At 52.1% G+C, this 19,174-nt stretch carries 14 protein-coding genes; 5 read left to right on the top strand and 9 right to left on the bottom strand.

Annotation, left to right across the window (positions count from 1 at the left end; translation table 11 throughout):
• Positions 1–163 precede the first annotated feature (163 nt).
• Entirely contained in the window at positions 164–1,525 is a 1,362-nt protein-coding gene (locus E1H13_RS07790; protein ID WP_169612843.1) for a HEPN domain-containing protein, read from the bottom strand.
• 437 nt (positions 1,526–1,962) lie between these two features.
• On the opposite strand from E1H13_RS07790, the gene E1H13_RS07785 reads away from it, so the two are divergent.
• From E1H13_RS07785 to E1H13_RS07775, 3 genes are all read left to right on the top strand, one after another.
• Complete coding sequence (locus E1H13_RS07785) at positions 1,963–2,268, top strand: hypothetical protein (RefSeq protein WP_206070215.1); 306 nt, start codon at positions 1,963–1,965, stop codon at positions 2,266–2,268.
• A 413-nt stretch (positions 2,269–2,681) separates the two neighbouring features.
• Positions 2,682–2,924: a hypothetical protein gene (locus E1H13_RS07780; protein ID WP_169612791.1), complete on the top strand. Its 243-nt coding sequence runs from the start codon at positions 2,682–2,684 to the stop codon at positions 2,922–2,924.
• The gene (locus E1H13_RS07775; RefSeq protein WP_169612841.1) at positions 2,921–3,070 is read left to right on the top strand and encodes a hypothetical protein; all 150 of its coding nucleotides are present in this window, start codon (positions 2,921–2,923) and stop codon (positions 3,068–3,070) included. The genes E1H13_RS07780 and E1H13_RS07775 overlap by 4 nt, the downstream gene beginning before the upstream one ends.
• A gap of 33 nt (positions 3,071–3,103) precedes the next feature.
• Here E1H13_RS07775 and htpG read toward each other — a convergent pair whose 3' ends face one another.
• The 5 genes from htpG to E1H13_RS27650 all read right to left on the bottom strand — a co-directional run bounded on the left by htpG (position 3,104) and on the right by E1H13_RS27650 (position 14,057).
• Positions 3,104–5,074, bottom strand: a complete 1,971-nt coding sequence (gene htpG, locus E1H13_RS07770) for a molecular chaperone HtpG (RefSeq protein WP_169612840.1) — start codon at positions 5,072–5,074, stop codon at positions 3,104–3,106.
• Between the two features lie 138 nt (positions 5,075–5,212).
• On the bottom strand, positions 5,213–6,310 hold the full coding sequence (gcvT, locus tag E1H13_RS07765) for a glycine cleavage system aminomethyltransferase GcvT (protein ID WP_169612839.1): 1,098 nt from the start codon (positions 6,308–6,310) through the stop codon (positions 5,213–5,215).
• Between the two features lie 293 nt (positions 6,311–6,603).
• The gene (locus tag E1H13_RS07760) at positions 6,604–9,465 is read right to left on the bottom strand and encodes a peptidoglycan-binding protein (RefSeq protein ID WP_169612838.1); all 2,862 of its coding nucleotides are present in this window, start codon (positions 9,463–9,465) and stop codon (positions 6,604–6,606) included.
• Between the two features lie 318 nt (positions 9,466–9,783).
• Positions 9,784–13,848, bottom strand: coding sequence for a TIR domain-containing protein (locus E1H13_RS07755; RefSeq protein WP_169612837.1), 4,065 nt, complete (start codon positions 13,846–13,848; stop codon positions 9,784–9,786).
• 86 nt (positions 13,849–13,934) lie between these two features.
• Complete coding sequence (locus E1H13_RS27650; protein ID WP_256378500.1) at positions 13,935–14,057, bottom strand: hypothetical protein; 123 nt, start codon at positions 14,055–14,057, stop codon at positions 13,935–13,937.
• Here E1H13_RS27650 and E1H13_RS07750 point away from each other — a divergent pair.
• Entirely contained in the window at positions 14,056–14,931 is an 876-nt protein-coding gene (locus E1H13_RS07750; RefSeq protein WP_169612836.1) for an MBL fold metallo-hydrolase, read from the top strand. The two genes, E1H13_RS27650 and E1H13_RS07750, sit on opposite strands and share 2 nt — an antisense overlap.
• Before the next feature lie 110 nt (positions 14,932–15,041).
• Here the strand turns inward: E1H13_RS07750 and E1H13_RS07745 are convergent, their stop codons facing one another.
• A complete protein-coding gene (locus E1H13_RS07745) occupies positions 15,042–15,248 on the bottom strand; it encodes a hypothetical protein (protein ID WP_169612835.1) in 207 nt (68 codons plus the stop codon).
• A gap of 324 nt (positions 15,249–15,572) precedes the next feature.
• Here E1H13_RS07745 and E1H13_RS07740 point away from each other — a divergent pair, with 324 nt between their 5' ends.
• Positions 15,573–15,854 carry a hypothetical protein gene (locus tag E1H13_RS07740; RefSeq protein WP_169612834.1) on the top strand — a complete coding sequence of 94 codons (282 nt, stop codon included), beginning with the start codon at positions 15,573–15,575 and terminating at the stop codon, positions 15,852–15,854.
• A gap of 1 nt (position 15,855) precedes the next feature.
• Here E1H13_RS07740 and E1H13_RS07735 read toward each other — a convergent pair whose 3' ends face one another.
• A complete protein-coding gene (locus tag E1H13_RS07735) occupies positions 15,856–18,156 on the bottom strand; it encodes an ATP-dependent helicase (protein ID WP_169612833.1) in 2,301 nt (766 codons plus the stop codon).
• A 111-nt stretch (positions 18,157–18,267) separates the two neighbouring features.
• Positions 18,268–18,903 carry a type I restriction enzyme HsdR N-terminal domain-containing protein gene (locus tag E1H13_RS07730; protein ID WP_169612832.1) on the bottom strand — a complete coding sequence of 212 codons (636 nt, stop codon included), beginning with the start codon at positions 18,901–18,903 and terminating at the stop codon, positions 18,268–18,270.
• Positions 18,904–19,174: the final 271 nt, after the last annotated feature.

Below are 19,174 nucleotides of genomic sequence, written 5' to 3'. Positions count from 1 at the left end.
CAACTCTCATTGCGTAAAATAGCCGAGGTTGAGCAGACGATGAGATACTGTACGCACCTAACAAACAACGAGAACCGCTATATTATCTGGACAGGAATCAAACAAAATCTTATACAAAAAAGTATCAGTAACTGATCAAGGCCAAGTTCAGTTAACTGACATCTTATAGGCCAGTCAACTTAAGGTTCAAGAGATGGTCAAAAAAGAGATTTTCTATTCCTTGACTATCCTTATTGGTCGACTTTATTTTTATATACAATTTAATGCACCTATAGATAGACTTTGAAAACAATTCTTCAGCACTAGCAACATCTTCGCTAAAAACCTTGTGTTCTCCGCTATGAACTATTGCACTTCTGAGATCATAAAAATTTCTTACTTTTTTGTGGATATCAACTCTCTCAGAAGGGACAGGATGCAGGAGGGATATACAGTCAGCAAGTGTGACTCTCAAAGGAGTATATTTGTCCTTCGAAAATAAAGCTTCAACAGAAATCATGTAAAAAAGAAATCGCGCAACATTGTCATCGCTTGAAAATCCTTTGCTAAAAAATTTCAGAGAGTTGAATATTCTGCCAAAGAAGCTAACCTCAAATTCGCCCTTTTTCTTTCCACTTTTGAATTTATCTTCCAAAAATATTAAATTAGAAATCTCCTTGAAATCAGATGATTTAATCTGTCTAAGCAGATCATCGTTTAGTTCTCCAAGTATTCTGTTTTCACCCTTAAGAGAGAGACTTGAACGAACTGGAAATCTAAGAATTTTCCTGTTTCCTTCATTCATAAGAAAAAAGTGTAAACATATATTTTGTGATTCGTTGATAACCGCAAAACGTTTTTCAATTAGGGCAATAAATAGATTTTGAACCCAAGAAAAGAAATCGTAGTATTCCATGGCCCTACGCCTTGCCACTTGTTCGGAACCATTGACTTCAAAGCTTAGAATTGGTGCATTAAAAAGCAGTTCTTTTGTCGTCCTATTTTGGTGATTCAGCTCCTCTGAACCTAAACCTCTAAGATTATACTTTCTCTCATAAAAGCCCTTGAAATACTTTGCGTTTTTTCTATATGGAGAAAGAGTAAAAGAGCCGATGGGAGAAACTCTCTTTAATGGTGAATGACTAGGCTCTTGAAGAATAGTATTGTAGTTTAGTGGAAAGATCGCCACCCATTCTATAGGATATCCTAAGATAACGTCTTCGAGAATTTCAAGAAACTCTTCAGTATTTGATTTTTTCTCAGAAAAAAACACTTCTAAAGAAGACGAAAGCGCAGTAAATATATCATCAGAGTCGAAATTGGCCTTGGAATTTTCTTCCAAGAGAGATTTAGTAAATTCATTAAAGCTACTATTCTCTTTCCAAAGAAACGCTTCAAGATTAATAAAGCAATCTTCTTCTGTTTCAGAGAAATCGAATATTTCATTTATTTTCCTGATCAGAGACTTATTCTTTGCTAGTTTCATTTCTCTAGTTCTTAAACGTCGAATGGGTTCTGGATTGCGATAATGTAATCCAGAACCCATTTATTACTGTATTTTTATGGGTATTTTAGTATTTTTCAAGCGTGTAAGTGGTGATACTGATCACAAGTTTTAGAAGATAGAATAATCTTAAATGCTGGCTTTCAAAAAGCTATGTAAACCTATAGCGGTTCTCACTTGGATAAAGTACAAGCCAGTTGTCCAGGTCTATGCGTTCCAAATCTTTTCTCAGTCGAGGTGTACCTTATGCGTTCAAGAACCGCTATAGGCGCTCCTACAACCTTGAGCGGTGGCGAATGTAGCCATGGTGTGACTATACCCATCCCATGAAAGTACTGCTCCTGTGACAAGAGTATATTTATCTCGTGGGTGCTCGCACTCCATGACGATCACCCTGAAATGCGATCACCCTTGCACCACACACAAAACTCAAAGCCCAGTCCTTCAACCTCGAAAACTTCAGGACTGGGCGACTCACTATGGAGCTAAAAACTATGATGACAGAGACAAGACACTGCGATCGCCTGATCACCCCAGAGCCAGTTGTATTTTTGTCCGATCCTGCACCACAGCCACCCCTGATCGACCTGAGAGACCACCCCTCCCCCGAAATATTGCGGCTGCTGGCGATCGGCTCTCCCCCCGCCGTCAACGGCTGCGTAATCACCCTATATCGCCTAGGCTACGCCCGCCCCGAAGAATGGTCACGGCCATTGCCTACCGTCAACCCCAACGAAGTCATGCGCATACTGACCAAACGCATGCCCCTGTTCGAGCAGGTTTAGCGGGCAGTGGCACAAAGATCCCTCGGTTCTTGAAGAACCGAGGGATCTGCCCATAATTCTTGCTAAGCCCTAAAATTAAGACTTAGCCGCTATAGCTCCAACAAGGTAGCAACATGCAAAAAACCCTTGATCTGGAAGACGACGTATTGAACGTCATACAAGAACTAGCTAAGCAGCAAGGGCTTCCCATTGGCAGAGTGCTATCTGAACTCGTTCGCCAAGCCCTTACCCAGCGCCAGTCGTCCGCTACCCGCAACGGCATTCCTCTGTTTTCGGTTCAACCTGGTTCAAGGGTTGCGACTTTAGAGGTTGTAAACTCGTTACGCGACGAAACTCCATGACAGCTTATCTCCGTCAACTCCATGGCAGTAACCCTTAGTATAGAAACTAACCCCAAAATCTGATGCCTGCCCATGGCCACCATAAATCTGAAACTGATTGATAGCCTTGCTCAGGTCATCTTAGCTCTGAGCGAAGAAGAGCAGACATTACTAGGACAAAGAATTCAGCAGGGCAAAGAGCACCTATCTTCGTCAGCCTTAGATCAGTTTTTTGATGAGTTGTCTGCCTTGCCGCCAGACCCAGAACAGCTAAGTTTAGAAGAAATCAGCGAAGAAGTCCGTCAGGTGCGGCAGGCTCTCTGGTCGAATCCATGAAGGCGGTGATTGACGTCAACATCTGGATTTCAGGCCTGCTGTGGGGCGGCCCACCCAATGAGGTGATTCAGCTCAACGGCATGTCAGCTCTTGAGGTAATTGGCAACATCAACACTCATGCAAAACCAAGATCCCAGGGTTCTTGAAGAACCCTGGGATCTTGCTACAGAAGGCGTTTTCTACCGCTCCGTCAGCTTCGTCAACAGCGTATTGGATCGCTCCACAAATGCCTTCATGCCATCGGCATCAAAGCCCTTTTGGGCCATCAGGGCCGTGTCATAAACCTGGTTGCAGATCAAGGTGGCCAGGTCACCGGCGGGGGAACTGCCACCATCGACCCCAATGATGGTGCTTTGGCTCAGGCCCAGCAGGTTTTGAATCATCGGGTGGGCCGTGTTCACCATCAGCACATGGTCATCGGGGAACTGCATCTCCTGCTGCTGAATCATCGCCATGGTTTCCTGCATGCGGCGGGCGTCTTCGGGCAGCAGCACCATGGCTGGGGGCGCGCCCTCGCCCTTTAGGGCTTGGGGTTTGATGTTGACCCGAGGCTTGTTGATCGCCTTTTCAAACATCTCTTTGATTTCGTCGTCGCGGGTTTTATTGGTGGTCGGGTCAACGATTTCGCTCTGCTTGTCTTTATCCAGCAGGGTGTCGTCGAGATCCGCATCGACCCGGACGAATTTCACATCGGAGTAGTCGCGCTCCAGGGAGGGAATGAAGTGGGTGTCGATGAAGGAATCCATGAACAGCACTTCTAGTCCTTGGCCCTTGAACAGCTCTAGGTAGGTGGCCTGGGAGACTTCGTCGGTGGCGTAGAAAACGCGGTTTTCGTGCTTGTCTTTGTTGCGCTCCAGATACTCTTTTAGGGTGGTGTAGTAGTTGCCCTTGGCGTCGGTGGCGGGCTTGGTGTCAGCCACGTCTGACCAGGCATCTCCCTCGTCGCTTTGCACCTCCACCTTAGCGGTGTCATCACCCAGCTTGGCGGTGGTGCGGAAGATCAAGATATCTTCCACCTGCTTTTTGAACTTGTCGTCGTTGAGGGAGCCAAACTTGACAAAGTTGCCCAGGTCTTGCCAGCTAGCGATGTACTTGGGCAGGTCATCCCGGTACAGGGCTTTAAGGCTATCGCCCACTTTCTTGGCGATGTAGTCGGCGATGCGGCGCACCGTGCGATCGCCCTGCAAGAAACTGCGGCTCACATTCAGGGGAATATCGGTACTGTCGATTACCCCGCGCAGGGGTAGCAGGAAGCGGGGCACCACCTCTTCGCAGTTGTCGGTGACAAACACCTGGTTGCAGTAGAGCTTAATGCTGCTCTTGGTGATGTCGATGTCGGGCTTGAGTTTGGGGAAGTAGAGGATACCGTTGACCACGAAGGGGTAGTCGGTATTGAGGTGAATCCATAGCAGTGGGTCTTCCTGGAAGGGATACAGGTAGCGGTAGAACTCCAGGTAGTCCTCATCGCTGAGGCTGCTGGGGGACTGCTTCCAGGGGGCCTCATGCTTGTTGACCACTTCCCCATCCAGCTTGATCGGCACTGGCATGAAGTCGCAGTAGGTTTTAATCAACTGGCTGATGCGGGCAGTTTCCAGGTACTCTTCTTCCCCTTCCATCAGGTGCAAGGTGATGGTGGTGCCCACGGTGCTGCGTTCGGAGGGGCTGAGCTTAAATTCGGTGGTGCCATCGCAGGACCAGTGCACCGCTTCCGCCCCTTCCTGGTAGGAAAGGGTATCGATTTCAACGGTGGAGGCCACCATAAAGGACGAGTAGAAGCCCAAGCCAAAGTGGCCGATGATTGGGTCATCAGCGGCGCTATCTTTGTACTTGGTGATGAACTCTTCGGCACTGGAAAACGCCACCTGGTTAATGTACTGTTTTACCTCGTCAGCGGTCATGCCGATGCCGGTATCGGAGACGCTGAGGGTTTTCTTGTCTTTGTCTAGCTTAATTTCAATTTCGGGGTTGCTGATGTCACCGGAGTATTCCCCAGAACGGGATACCATGGACAGCTTTTTAATGGCATCCACAGCGTTAGACACCAACTCTCGCAAGAAAATTTCGTGCTCTGAATAGAGCGCCTTTTTAATAATCGGAAAAATATTCTCGGTATGGATCGAGATATTGCCCTGTTCCAGAATCGTCGTCATGGCGGTGGGGTACGTAGTTGAGATAACAGTTTTCTTAAGGCAATTTTTGTCGTTAGGGGGGCCGATGCACAAGCGGCGATTTCCTCCCCCCCAGAGGTTCGGTTGACCGACCGGGGGCAAGGATAAACGGGGCCTGGCTTACTGCGCCTTGTAAAAGGGCCGCTTGACCACCGTGGCAGGGCGCTGTTGTCCGCGAATATCAACGGCCAGCGCTTGCCCCACCTTGGCCAGGGGGGCCGCCACATAGGCCAAGGCAATGGGGGTGCCCAGGGTGGGGGATAGGGTGCCACTGGTGACGGTGCCCACCGATTCTCCATCCTGGACCACGGGATAACCATGGCGGGCGATGTAGCGATCGCTCAGCGTCAACCCCACCAGACGGCGGTCTACCCCCGTTTGCTTTTGTGCTTCTAACACCGATCGCCCCACAAAGTCGCCCTTTTCGTCCAGGTGCACCAGCCAGCTGAGCCCGGCTTCCAGGGGCGTGGTGGTGTCATCGATGTCTTGGCCGTAGAGGGCCATGGCGGCTTCCAGGCGCAGGGTATCCCGCGCCCCCAGGCCACAGGGGGCCACCCCCGCCGCTAGCAAAGCATCCCACAGGGCCACGGCGGTGGTCGGGTCGGTCATGATTTCAAAGCCGTCTTCGCCAGTGTAGCCAGTGCGGGCCACCCAGGCGGGGTGGTCGAGCACAGTGCCGTCCTGGTGGCAGAACCGCCCTACCTGGGTCAGGTTGATAGTGGTGATAGTTTGCAGCATCTCAGTGGCGGCAGGCCCTTGAATCGAAAGCAGGGCTTTGTCTCGGGACTGATCCACCAGGTCAATGTCAGCTTCCCCCAGGTGGTCGAGCAACCAGGTTTTGTCTTTGGCGGTGGTGGCGGCATTGACGATGATCGCCACGGTCTCCACTCCGGCCCCATCCTGCTCTTTTAAGTAAATAATCAAATCATCGATGATGCCCCCCTGAGGATTCAGCAGCACCGTGTACTGGGCTTTGCCTGGGGTCAGGCGCTCTAAATTCGAGGGGACTAGAGCTTGTAGGGCCGCGATCGCCCCTTTACCCCGCAGCTCAAACTTACCCATGTGGGAAATATCAAATAGCCCAGCCCGCTGCCGCACCGCCTGGTGCTCTTGCTTAATCCCCGAGAATTGGACCGGCATTTGCCACCCCGCAAACTCAGTCATGCGGGCCTTCAGGTCTAGGCAGCGATCGAATAAGGGGGTTTGCAGCTGAGTCATGGATTGCCAGAGGAAGTACATCCCGAGTGTATGGTCCCCAATGGCTAAGGATCAACTGCCCATACCCCCAGCGTTCTGTGGCATCGTTATCTGAATAAGCGGCTCAATTAATCGTTGAGCCAACCAACCAGTCCTGACACCTGGAACCTGACACCCTCAGCCAAAGAAGTCATCGCTACACCAGGTAGTGCTAGAGCATCGGTACAGTATGCCAAGATCCCAGGGTTCTTGGGTTCATTGACCATGAATTTTGGGGCACTCCAGGACAGAACCCTGGGATCTGTACCGGCGTTTTAGAGTCTGCCCCGATTCCCCCCCATGTGAGTCAGCCAATGGCTGGCCCCAACCCCAAACTGACCTGATTCAAACCACTGGGTCTGAAACAACGACCACCAATCCGCTGTTAGCCCCGATAGCACATAGTCGTAGGGCAACCAGCCATACCCGCCCTGCCCCCAGGCTGTTCCCCAGGAGTTGCGGACTAAAATGGCCCCTTGCGATCGCGTACCATCAGCATTTTCGATCAGGCGACTATCGTCGTAGCCGATGGCGACAGCTGCATGTCCCCCTTCTAACTTATCGAATTTGCTGGGGATAGGAATATAACCGTTTTCAGTGTTAGATTCGTCATGAATGGAGGTGTAGATGGTAAAGCCAAACATGCAGGGAAAGCCAGCGGCCAAAACAGCCTTGACTTGAATCAGTAGGGCGTCTAAGCTAATGCCAGCATAATCCAGGCGGAAATACTTGAGCGCCTTGTAATTTCCGGCGAAGGAATAGCAAAATGTTGTCGGTTCTTGATCATATTTCGCCTCATCATAGGGCCAGTGTTCTTCCGGTGGAATGCCAAATAACACCATAGCCTTCATGGTCTCGCGCACAGACGTTCCAGAATCTCCCAGACGACGCATGAGGTTGCGAGTTGTTTTGTACAAAAACAGCCGAGATGCTGCGGTGAATTTACCAAAGGTCTTTTTGGCGAAATATTCCACTAGAGCCACTCCGGCGTGGGCTGTACAGGCATCAATTGAACCCTGGTCAGCCACAGGTGAGCACCAGAAACTCAGATCCACAAAATCAGGTAGCTCTAAATATATCCTCTGCATTGGCTTTTGATTAGCGTTGCCTGATTCTGTTGCCCCAGCCATCGTTGCTTCAGATGCTTCGGGGTTTGGCTTTGATCTTTGAATCAGGTTTTGATAGGAGGCCCAGTCTATAGGAATCTTTAAATCTACTGGATCATGTCGGCCGTTTTCTGGGTCCACTAACTCTAGCAGAGGTTTCGCTCTGAATGTTTCCCCAAGCTTACCAATTGTTTCGGGGTCAAGTTCAGATAGCTTATCTTGGGTGATGTGTGGGGCGATCGCATTGGCCATAAACTCAGTCAGCAGGCTTCTGGACTCTGCGCTCAGTCTATAGAAAATACTACGGATCGCTAGCAGAGAAATACGCCTTAGGTGTTCATAGTGATCAAGTTGGCTTGACTTGGGTAAACGACTGTTTTTGCTGCCTACTGGTATGGCTGGCGATGGACCTTCACTTTCCACAGACTGCCTTAACAAACCCCAAAAAACTTCTAGCCCTTCTCGAACTGAGCGCTCCAAATTAGTGTGTCTTCCCAAAGGTGAAATGATTTCTAGCACCGCTCTGGCAATAGGCAAGACAAAACTGTAAACTTTCTCTTGCACTTCAATTGCGATCTGTTCGAACAACAGGGTGTAACGATAATTCAGGTAAATATTATTAACCTCGTGACTATTTATGTGATCTCGATGCATACCAGTTTTTTCTTGGAATAATTCATTAATCATGGCTTTAAGCTGAGCATTATCGTGCTCAAACTCATCAATGCGGGCATAAGCTTCGTTCCAGGCTTCTTCCTGGCTTCCTCCTGCACTAAAATACTGATCAGGTGCAGAGAAGCCTAATATATCAAGCTGGCTGTTAACTCGTTGGGCCGCTCGCTCTCGCTGCTTAAACACATAAGAAGAGGCATCGTAGCTGTTCAAATCTGTATCTGAAGAAACGACACTAAACTCTAACCGGGTTAACGGCTGCATTAGCTGTAAGAGTTGAGCCGCAGCTTCACCAGAGAATAGATTTCTAAAGACACTATCAAAAACCTGACCAGGCAACAAAGGATCGAGCTTTTCTATGGTGGAATCGTCATTTCTAAATGGGGCTGGCACTGGCAATGTACCAGGTATATTAATAATTCGATTAATGAGAGTTTTAATTAAAAGTAATGCATCTACCTGTAGTCCAATCAGGCTTGAGGTAAAATCGGGAAACTCACTATCAGCTTGTCTCTGGGTTGACTGCTCTATCAGGGCTTCTAGCTCAGCTTTAATATGCTTTTCCCTTGCATCATTCAGCCATACCTCCACCAACGGCGACAAGGCGACATGATTATCGTTTAAAGCTTCCTTGACGATGTTGCGACTATGCTCAAGCTGCTCAGTAGCCTCTCTCAGTAGGCTTTCATTCTCGGCCTCGGTTAAGGAGGAAGTGTCTTGCTGTAGCCTTTTTTGAAGATTTTTCAGCCGCTCAACAGTAGCCTGAATTTGCTCGATGTCTTCATGGCGACAGTAATGGTAGTAGTCATAGAGTCCAGAACTACTTTTCACTGTATCGGCCCACCACAGAGCGGCCATGGTTGTTATGTTGACCTGACCATCGGCTGGCAAACCTCTATTCTGTTGAAAGTCTTGGATCAGATCTTTAGTTAAAGTATCAAAGGTCGGATTAAAGACATCAAACGTCCGGGGACTCAAAAAGTCATCGTAAAGAGACTTTAGATAACGTTTGACCCTCAAAACCTCTGGGTCACTCATTCCCTGACTTAATATCTTATGAATTTTAATATCAGCAAAAAAGAGTCCTCCCGTTGCTTTTTTGTCTAAGTTGCCGATCAAGTTATTTAATTCTCGAGCCAGTCCTTTACTCTGATCATTTTCATCAGCCCCACTCAAGGTTTTGGACTGTGACATTAACAGCCTCACCGCTTGTGCAAGCTGGTCTGTGATCGCTTCGTGGGATGCAGTGGATTTATCTTTTTGTAGTTGTCCAACCAGCAATTCAATTTGTTTGCCTTTCAAAGTATAATCTTTGACATTCGGAAAGTCGGGAATCCAGCCAGTTCCTTTTTTCGCCATAAGATGCACCCCTGGATTTGTTAAAAACTAATAATACTGGATCAAACAGATTTCTAGGGCAGTGTTAAGAGTAAGCAATATGGCGATCGCAGGTTAGGTCAGCCTCAGACTTTCCACAGCATCAGCTAGGATGCTGAGTGACTGACAAAAGTTTGCCCTGTAGGTTGAGTTGATGTCACCTTGGCACAGCCTTGCCGAAGGCAATAACCCAACACTCGCCAAGGACTTAGGACTTGTTGGGTTCTGCTAGCGCGCCACCCAACCTACGATATATCAGGGTTTTTCTGCCTTTTGCCTTCTGACTTCTGCCTTTCTGTACTAGTCACATAGATTTGCAGGAGCCTGAGCCGTTTTTGCCAAGTAGTTACTGAGCCAGCTACAGCTTGATTCCAGTAGCTCGTCAAAGCTTAGGGATTGAATATCCCACATCAAGAGTTGCCCATTGGCATCAGCAGAGACCAACCTACTGCCATCTGGGCTAAAACTGAGCCCATTGACGGGACCTTGGTGTCCTATCAGGGTTGTGATCAAGGTGCCATCTGGTTGCCACAGCTTGACAGTGCTGTCATTGCTGGATGTGGCAACCAGATGGCCATCGGCACTAAAGCTCAACCCCCATACCCCTGCCCCATGAGCCTCTAGCGTGGCCAGTGCTTCACCCTCCAGGGTCCAGAGTGTGGCGGTATTGTCTTCCCCAGCAGTTACTATCGTCTGGCCATCGGGGCTAAATCGGACTCGATAAATTGCGCTATCGTCCTGGCTAGAAAACGTTTGTAGTAGGTCTCCACCAATCGTCCAGAGCTTAGCGGTACCGTCGGTGCTGGCGGTGGCCACCATCTGCCCGTCCGGGCTAAATCGAATATCGTCTACCTCGGCACTATGGCCTTCTAGGGTGTGGAGTAATGTGCCATCTAAGTGCCAGAGTTTGGCTGTAAAGTCCCAACTGGACGTGGCGATTACAGGGCTGTTTTCTGGCACAGGATTAAAGTCAATACCCACGACTGCCGCTTGGTGACCGATGAGGCGGTTGAGTTCCTGACCCTGGTGGTCCCATAGTTTTACCGTGGTATCTGAACTGGCAGTGGCAATTACGTCCCCATTAGGGCTAAATCTGACGCTGTTAACGTTATCCTGGTGTCCGTCCAGCGTTTGGCGCAGATTGCCCTGTTGACTCCAGATTTTGGCGGTGTTGTCGGCGCTGGCGGTGGCAACTTTGTGGCCATCAGGGCTGATATCTACACCGTAAATCTCTGCTGTATGGGCGCGATCTATGGCAATTAGGTGCGCTAACGGCACCTGCCAGCGTTTGATGCTGTTGTCGTGGCTGGCTGAGAGCAAGGTTTGCCCGTCAGGGCTAAATGCTACGGCTGTAACAGGCCCCCGGTGACCCTTGAGGGAAAGTATCTCTTGCCCATCAGGTGTCCAGAGTTTGATAGTTTCATCGGCACTGCCAGTGGCAATCGTCTGGCCATCAGGGCTGAACTGAACATGGTTCACGGCACCTTCGTGTCCCCGCAGGGCCAGGCTTGGCTGGTTGTCAGCCAGATTCCAAAGGATAACGGTGCGATCGCCACTAGCGGTTGCTAAGGTTTGGCCGTCGGGGCTAAAGTTGGCGGCCAATACCCTATCCTGATGACCATTCAGGGTATGTAGAAGGTCTCCCTCTGGGGTCCAAAGTTTGACCGTACCGTCATAGCTGGCTGTGGCAATGGTTCGACCATCAGGGCTAAAGCTGACACCATTGACGCGATCGCCATGGCCGCTCAGGGTAACAATGTTTTCCCCAGAAAGACGCCACAGTTTTGCCGTGCCATCATCGCTGGCGGTGGCCACCAGTTGCCCATCAGGGCTAAACCGGACCAGCCTGACCTCGCCTTGGTGCCCAGTCAGGGTGAGGCGCTCTTGCCCGTCCAAGCTCCAGAGCTTAGCGGTTTGATCAAGGCTGGCGGTAGCCACTGTTTCGCCATCGGGGCTAATGCTGACACTAGAGACGAAATCTGTGTGACCAGCTAGGGTGTGCAGCACGTGACCGGCTTGATCCCACAGTTTGGCGGTACCATCTATGCTGGCAGACGCCAGTAGGGTGCCGTCGGGGCTGAACCCTACGTCCAGAATATAGTCACGGTGTGCTGTGAGGCGATCGCGCTCCCGCACCCAATAGGCCCCTTGGGCCAGCACCGTCATCACCTGGGCCCGCAAGTCTGGATTATGGCGGATCCCCATCGACTGCTGTTGCAGTCGGGTGCCAGCCTCCAGGGCCTGTAACAGGGCATCCAAGCTATGGCGGTTGGCAATAAACGAGGCTTGGGAGGCTTGGCTGAGGGCCTGAATTTCGCTTTGGGCGGCGCGATGGGATTGGCGAATCGCCAGGGTACTGGTGCCGATGGTGACAATCAAGGCCACGCTGACGGCCCCCAGCAAGGCACGCAGTACCTGCTGTTGGCGTTTTTCGCGCTGTTGCTCGGCGGCGATCGCGGCCTGGCTACTATGAATGAACGCCTGCTGCAACTCTGTGGGAGGTGGTTGTTTATGTTGGGCGATCGCATCTTGCAGCCAGGCCTGAGCAATGGCAAACTCACTGCCTCGCAACAGTAAATCCTGGGTGCGTTGTTTTTGCTGCCATTCCAGAGCCCGCTGCGACCATTTGGTATGGTTTTGCACATGGGCGCGATCGGTCTCTAACACCCGCACTAACTGGTTAAAGTGATCCCAAAAGTCGCCATCGGGATGATGGAAATCAATCCATTGCACCCTAGCCAGTTCAGGATGACAGTCTGTCAATGTTATAGGCTGATGTAGCACGGTAATGAACCGTTTATTCAGCCTGGCGGCATACTCCACTTCATCGGCACAGTAGGGGGAGTTCACCGCCCGAGGAGACAAAATAAATAAAAAGTTGTCAGACGCTTCAATGCCACGATAAATTTCGGCTTGAAAGTCAGCGCTAGAGGCGGCAATACTTTCTTGATCAAACCAGGTCAGTTTGCCATAGATTTGCAAATTATCATTCAACTTGCGGGCAAAATCGGAGTCTGCACGGGAGTAAGAGATAAACACATCCAGGGACTCTGCGGGAGGTTGGCGCAAACTTTCGTTGATAAACTCGATCTGCAGGTCCGTCGGGGGATGATTGGGGCGAATCTTGGCTGTTTTGAGCCAGGTGGTCGCCTGCTTCAGGTTATAGCCTCGCAGCAAAATACCGGGGTTACGGTGTTGTTGCTGCCACTTCAGAGCTTTAGTCAGTAATAGTTTGTGGTACTGATAATAGGTCTGGTCAGTTTTCAGAATGCGCAGCAGTTGACTTCTGTCTAGCTGATAGTCTTCTTCCTGTTGGTTATCTGTGAGATCAATATATTGCAATTGGCTTAGGGCTGGTGGCTGGTCGGCCAAGGGGGTGGGGCGCACCAGAATCGGCACAATTCGCTTATTTAAAGCAAGGGCATAGTTGAGTTCGTGTTGACAGTAGGTGGACTTGGCCGCATCGGGGGACAATAAATACACCAGGTTATCCGCCTGCTCGATGCCCTGGTCAATGGCTTGCTGAAACGCCGCCCCTGTCGGAATATCTGCACCATGGGTCCAGACCGTAATGCCCTCTCGCCAAAGCCACTGGCGCACGTTCACCATGGTGTCAACATCGGCTTCAGCATGGGCGAGAAACACCTGAGTCATCAAGTTATGGGCATTCTTGATGCTTTCTGTGATGTATTCCCCATGGAGGTTGGTGGGCGTGCAGGGGGGCTGTTCTGATTGAAATTTTTGGTTTAGCCAGGCTTCGGCCTGCTCTCGCTCCTGGCCAATCAACAGCAGCTGTGACTGCCGTTGTTGAGCTTTCCACTGGAGGGCTCGAACCAGGATATGGGTGTGCTGATGAACATAGTCTTTATGTCGCTCTAAGATATTAATTAATCCAGCAAAGGCCGATTCCCAGTCGCCCTGGTTCGCACGACCATCAACCCAATTAATTTTTCCCAGAGCTGGATGCATCCTGGGGTTGCGGACATCACCAAAATGATAATTTTTGGCTACATACTCTTGCCATTCTGTCTCTGTGCCCTGTGGATACCTAGCTTGCCAGGTTGCCTGGTCAATTTTGTCAATATGTAGCAGCGGAATAATCCGTTTATGTAAGGCGACGGCTCGCTCTACCTCGATGTAGCAATATTTAGAATTAACCGAATGGGGCGACATAATAAAGATGAAATTATGCGATCGCTCTAAATCCGTATCAATCTGCGATTGATAGTTAACCCCCAGGGGAATGTCGTTTAAGTCTAGCCAGACTCGATAACCGTTGGCAGTTAATTGCTGACAGAGATTTTTGGCAAACCCTTTGCTATCTGCCCGCCCATAGGAAATAAAAACATCATAGAGTTCTGACATATGACTTCTGACCCATAGGTAAAGCACACCCAAATTATTCAAATAGTTTGGCATGAGAGCGCCCTTAACTTGGTATGAGAGCGCCCTTAATGACATACCTGTTCTATCAGGCAGCAGTCATCGTCTTTATCGTAACGTTGCATCTGGCCCACGATCGCTGCTGTCAGCGATAGACTCAAACCAATGGGTAATATAGGGGGAAGTGCCATGGCTCACCTAACGGCACGGCGATCGCAAAACGTAGCTGGCGACATTTACGTCGATAGCTCCTGCATTGACTGTGACACCTGTCGCTGGATGGCCCCCGATATTTTCAGCCGCGAAGACGGGCAGTCAGCGGTGTATCACCAGCCGCAAACAGCGGCAGAACGGTTGGCTGCCCTACAAGCTGTGCTGGCCTGCCCCACCGCATCGATTGGCACTGTTAACCCGCCGACGGACATGAAAGCGGCCCAGGCCAGCTTCCCGATCCCGATTACAGGGCAAGTTGACCACTGCGGCTACCACTCGGAAAAATCCTTTGGGGCAGCCAGCTATTTAATTCGGCGCCAAGAGGGCAACGTGTTGGTGGATTCTCCCCGGTTTGCGGCCCCCCTGGTCAAGCAGATCGAGGCCCTGGGGGGAGTGCGCTACATGTACCTCACCCATCGGGATGATGTGGCTGACCACCAGCGGTTTCACGACCACTTTGGCTGCGATCGCATCCTTCACACCGACGACATCAGTGCCAGCACTGCGGCTGTAGAGATGCCGCTGAACGGTACCGACCCGATTCAGTTTGCCCCCGATCTACAGATCATCCCGGTGCCAGGGCACACCAAAGGGCACACCGTCCTGCTGTATGAGAACCGGGTGTTGTTCACAGGTGATCATCTGGCTTGGTCGGTGCGGTTGCACCAGCTTTATGCCTTCCGCCGCCACTGCTGGTATTCCTGGTCAGAACAGATTCAGTCAATGGAAAAGCTGACCGCCTACCGGTTTGAGTGGGTGTTGCCCGGCCATGGTCGTCGCCACCACGCCGACCCCGCCACCATGACCCAGCAGCTACAGAAGTGCCTCGACTGGATGAAAGCCCAGTGTTGAGTCAACAAAATAATGACGGGAGATATAACTTACGATTCACGGTTCACGGTAAGCGGTTTAAGGCGAGCCGTAGACCGTGAACCGTAGACCGTGCACCGCAGAACCCCTACTCAATAGCTGTCTTCACTACCAACCGTGTGTAGGGCCAGATCGTGGTTGGCCTGGTTCAGCCGATCGGCGATCGCCAGTCGCCATTTCAAGCTAATGGTTGGATCGGCCAAGATCATCAGCGCTTCCTCACGATAGGTCGCACTTTTGACCGTGCCGGCCTTCTCTAGTTCCTCGAGGTGTTCAAATACAACATTGGGTGCAGTCATCGGGATTCATTCCTTCGGCTGAACTTAGCCACTGTCCTAGGCCCGTAAGCCAGGCCATGTCTAGATATTTTTCTATTGTCCTTTAATCCACTGTAAGCGACCAGTTTCGTCGCTGAAGCTTCATGGGCCGATAAACTTCGTTGTGGTTAGCAATATGTCGTTGCACTTTTTGAGTGGATACCTGTGGTACTGGAGCGCCAGGTTGGGTTTACATAAGGTTTACTAATGACGAACTACGATAATTCTTTAGCTGAATCCTGACGAACATCCTGGGCAAAGGGTAGAATTTAGCTTGTTTTTAAGCTTTGGATCATATTTGATATCATGGCGGACTCTGGAACTTCCCTAGTGGGTGAAAATTTTGAGTTGTTGCCCCGCGAAGTCAGGGTCGACAATCTGCGCAATGTGTTGGAGACCCTGCAAATTGCCGATGAGATTGCCAAGCAGGGCTATTTGATTACCAGTTCCGAGTTGGCAGACCTGATGGATGTCAACCCCAGTGCCGTCACCAGTCGCGGCGAGTTTTGGGCCTGGCGCAACTGGTCGGTATCGCGAGTGCGGCGGGAAGGTAACCAAATTTTGTGGCAGATCGAGCGGATTGATTAATCTAGTCTGACTGCCAATGCTCTAACCAATGTCGTAGGGTTGGGATGATGGGGCAGGGGGTGGCCGGCTGCAGGTTATCGGGCTTGCTCCAGGTAAAGGGGGCCTGCTGGGCCGCAGACATCCACAGCAGGCGTTTAGCTCGGGTCATGGCCACATAGAGCAGGCGATATTCTTCGGCAATTTTCAGGTCCTTAGCCTGCTCCCAGGCGCTGATCGTATCGGGAATTACCGGGCTTGCCCCGGTGCCGTGGGCATAGGCGCGAATCTGAGCTCGGGCCACTTCGGCCAGGGTGAACTCCCCCAGAAAGTTGGACTGGGGGGGCACCCACAGAGTACCGGGAATGGTTTTGTCGTGGAGGAAGGGCAGGAAGACCACATCCCAGTCCAGCCCCTTGGCCTTGTGCATGGTAATCAGTGTCAACTGCCCCCGTCGGGTGTAGAGCTCCTCGGTGTCTTCCGTTTCCACTGCCGTGAACCGTTCGGAGCCGACGATATCCTGCAGCACTTGGATGGCGGCAGGTAGAGTATTGTCATGGCGGATTTGTTGGCTGACCCGGGCGGCCAGTTTGTCGGCGGTGGCCAGTTCACTCTGGTTGTAGCCCAGGGTCAGACCGATAAAGGAGAACAGGCTGTAGGGGGGCAGTTCCAGGCGCGATCGCAGCAGACTGACACAGTAACGGCGGGCGGTGCGCGCGGCCGCCGTATCGGGGGGGGTATCCAGTGGGCCAGGGTAGAGAAACTGTTCCGGAGCATTGGCCAGGGCATTAAGATCTTGGGTGGGCACCTTTTGCCGATCCACCAGCACCCGCAGGGCAGCTTTCAGGTAGTCGGGGGAATGGGGCCGCTCAATGAACCGCAGCATCGCCAGCATTTCTTCGGGCACCTGGGTTTGGCGATCCTGCTCGCCGACGTCATAGAGTCGCAGACCCAGGGCAGCCAGGTCTACTCCCACCTGCTCTGGATCGCGCAGCAGATGGCCCAAGAACTGGCCCTGGCGCCCTTCCCGCACCAGAATGGCAAAGCTGGTGTCGGGATTGTCTTGGTAGAGGGCCTGCACTCGCCGGGCTATCTGCTTAACCGCATCGGTGACGGTGGGGGGCGACACCAGTTCCAGACCATCCCCTAAGGGGGCAGGGTTAGCATTGGGCTGAGGATCATCCGCCTCCACAGGCCGAATCAACTGATCCCGAAAGGGGGTTTCTGGCCCCGCCACCTGGGCCTGGTTGACCCAGCGCAGCAGCCGATTGGCCGCCGCCATAATCATCCAGGTGCTGCGTCCGGCCTGGTCCATGGTGACCAGGCGGTGGTGCGGTTGACAGCGATCGCAAAACTGATTGAAAAACACCGGGTCCGCCGGGGTAAAGGTGGAGTTGATCGCCTGGTTGGGGTCCCCCACCCGCACCAGGTTCGGTTCGCCGTCTGGCTCGTCAGGGTGCGCCGCCAGCACCGTCAGCAGTTGACTTTGCAAGGGGGATGAATCCTGGGCCTCATCTTCAAACACTGCAAACACCCGTTCTTGCCACAGTCGCCGGTTGTCTGGTAGCTCCAGGGTGCGCAGGGCCGCTAAAATCATGTCGTCGTAGTCGATCCAACCCCGCTGGTGCAATAGGTGCTGGTAACGGTCATACAGCCCGGCGGCGATGGTGAGCAGGGCATAGCTGTCCCCCTGGGCCGGCAAGGTTTGGGCCAGGGTATACAGGTCCTGGGGCATCAGCCCCGAACTTTTGGCTTCCCGAATGACGGTGTGGGCCAGAGCGGGCAGCACTTCCGTCCGCAACACCGACTGCCGTCGCAGGCGTTCAGTTTCTTCGCCGTCAAACTGTCGCCCTTCAATCAGTCGCTGGTAAAGGTCCGGGTGGGCCACAATCCACTGCTCCACACAGGCCCGCAGCAGCCGGTTGTTCTGGGCCGGAGACACCAGAGTCAGGGTATCGAGGCTGAGGTTAGAGAGTTCCGGGTTGCGGGTGGCAATGGTGAGCGCCAGTCCATGCAGGGTCGAGACCGTGAAGCTGGTCTGGGGTAACCCCAACCGCCGCAAATGGCCCCGCACCTTGGCCTTCAGGTTAGCCGCCGCAGAGCGGGTAAAGGTGACCAGCACCAGTTGGCGATTCAGGTGGAGTTGGTGACGGGCGATCGCGATCGCCGCCGCCGCCGCCATACCCGTAGACTTACCCGACCCCGGTACCGCTGACACCGCCAGCCGCCCCCCCTGCCAGTCGGCCAAAGCCTGCTGCCCCTGGCGCAACCCGGCCCGCAGTTCCGCTAAGATGGCCTCTCGATCGATCGGTGCCGCGATCGCCATAACAACTACTCCCCTATCACCACTACCGAATCATCGTTGCTTATCCCAAGTCCAGCTCGAGATCTGGCGTTTTCCCCCAGGCAGACCTCCAGGTCTGGCCTTGGATCTGGTTTAATGAGCCCCCACAGCTATCGGCCCCAGCCGCTGCAACACTTGCAACACCGGGTATAGCTCGTTGCCAGGGTTCAACAACGAAAACAGACGCGAGTTGGCATATTCAGCCCTTGGCTGGCGCAGCGCCTTGAGAAACAAAAACTCGCTGCCATTAGTGATCAGTCCAAAGGTTGGCCTGGCCGGGGACGGGGTAGCCAGCATATAGGCTAGAGCCTGAGGGACCGCCACTGTCACCGCAAAATCACTCCGCTTCGACTCAACCACCAGTAGCCACAGTCGCCCTTGTAACACCAGCACATCAACTCGACCCCGAATCACCTGGTTGCCATCGGCCATCTCCAAGGTGAGGCCAGTTTCAGTTTCTAGCCGATAGGGCGGACGATAAAAGCCAGCTAAATCCAGCAGTGGGGCGAGAACCACCATTTTGACGGTATTTTCCAACAGTGGCGGGGTTTCCCATAGGGTAGTAAAGTTAGCCTTTACCCGGTCCAGGGCCTGGCGCTCCTGGTCAGATAGGGCTGTGGTGGAGGTCGCCCATTCCGGGAAAAAGGCGGGATCATCCACCTGCTGTAGGCCAAAGGCCGCCTTCAGTTGACCCAGGGTAGCTTGATTGGCGGGAATGGCTTGAACCATAGGGCGATCGCGTTTGGGAAAGTGATATTTAGGGCACCCGTGCAGTCCGTCAAGATCCTCAGGCTCTTAGGCTCATTGGCGATGAACGTTGGGTAATTCCAGGACAGAACCCTGGGATCTGTACTAGATCGTAGGTGGGCTCTGCCCACCAGCTAGATCGTAGAGTGGGCTCTGCCAGCCCTGTCAAGGTGAGGCAGATTTAGGGGTCGATCCCTCGGATTGGCCGCTGAGCCAAGGACTAGAAGTCCAAGGCTCAAAGCAGAAATCCTCT

The sequence above is a fragment of the Nodosilinea sp. P-1105 genome (assembly GCF_012911975.1).
Lineage (GTDB): Bacteria > Cyanobacteriota > Cyanobacteriia > Phormidesmidales > Phormidesmidaceae > Nodosilinea.
This window is presented reverse-complemented; position numbering and strand designations above follow the sequence as displayed.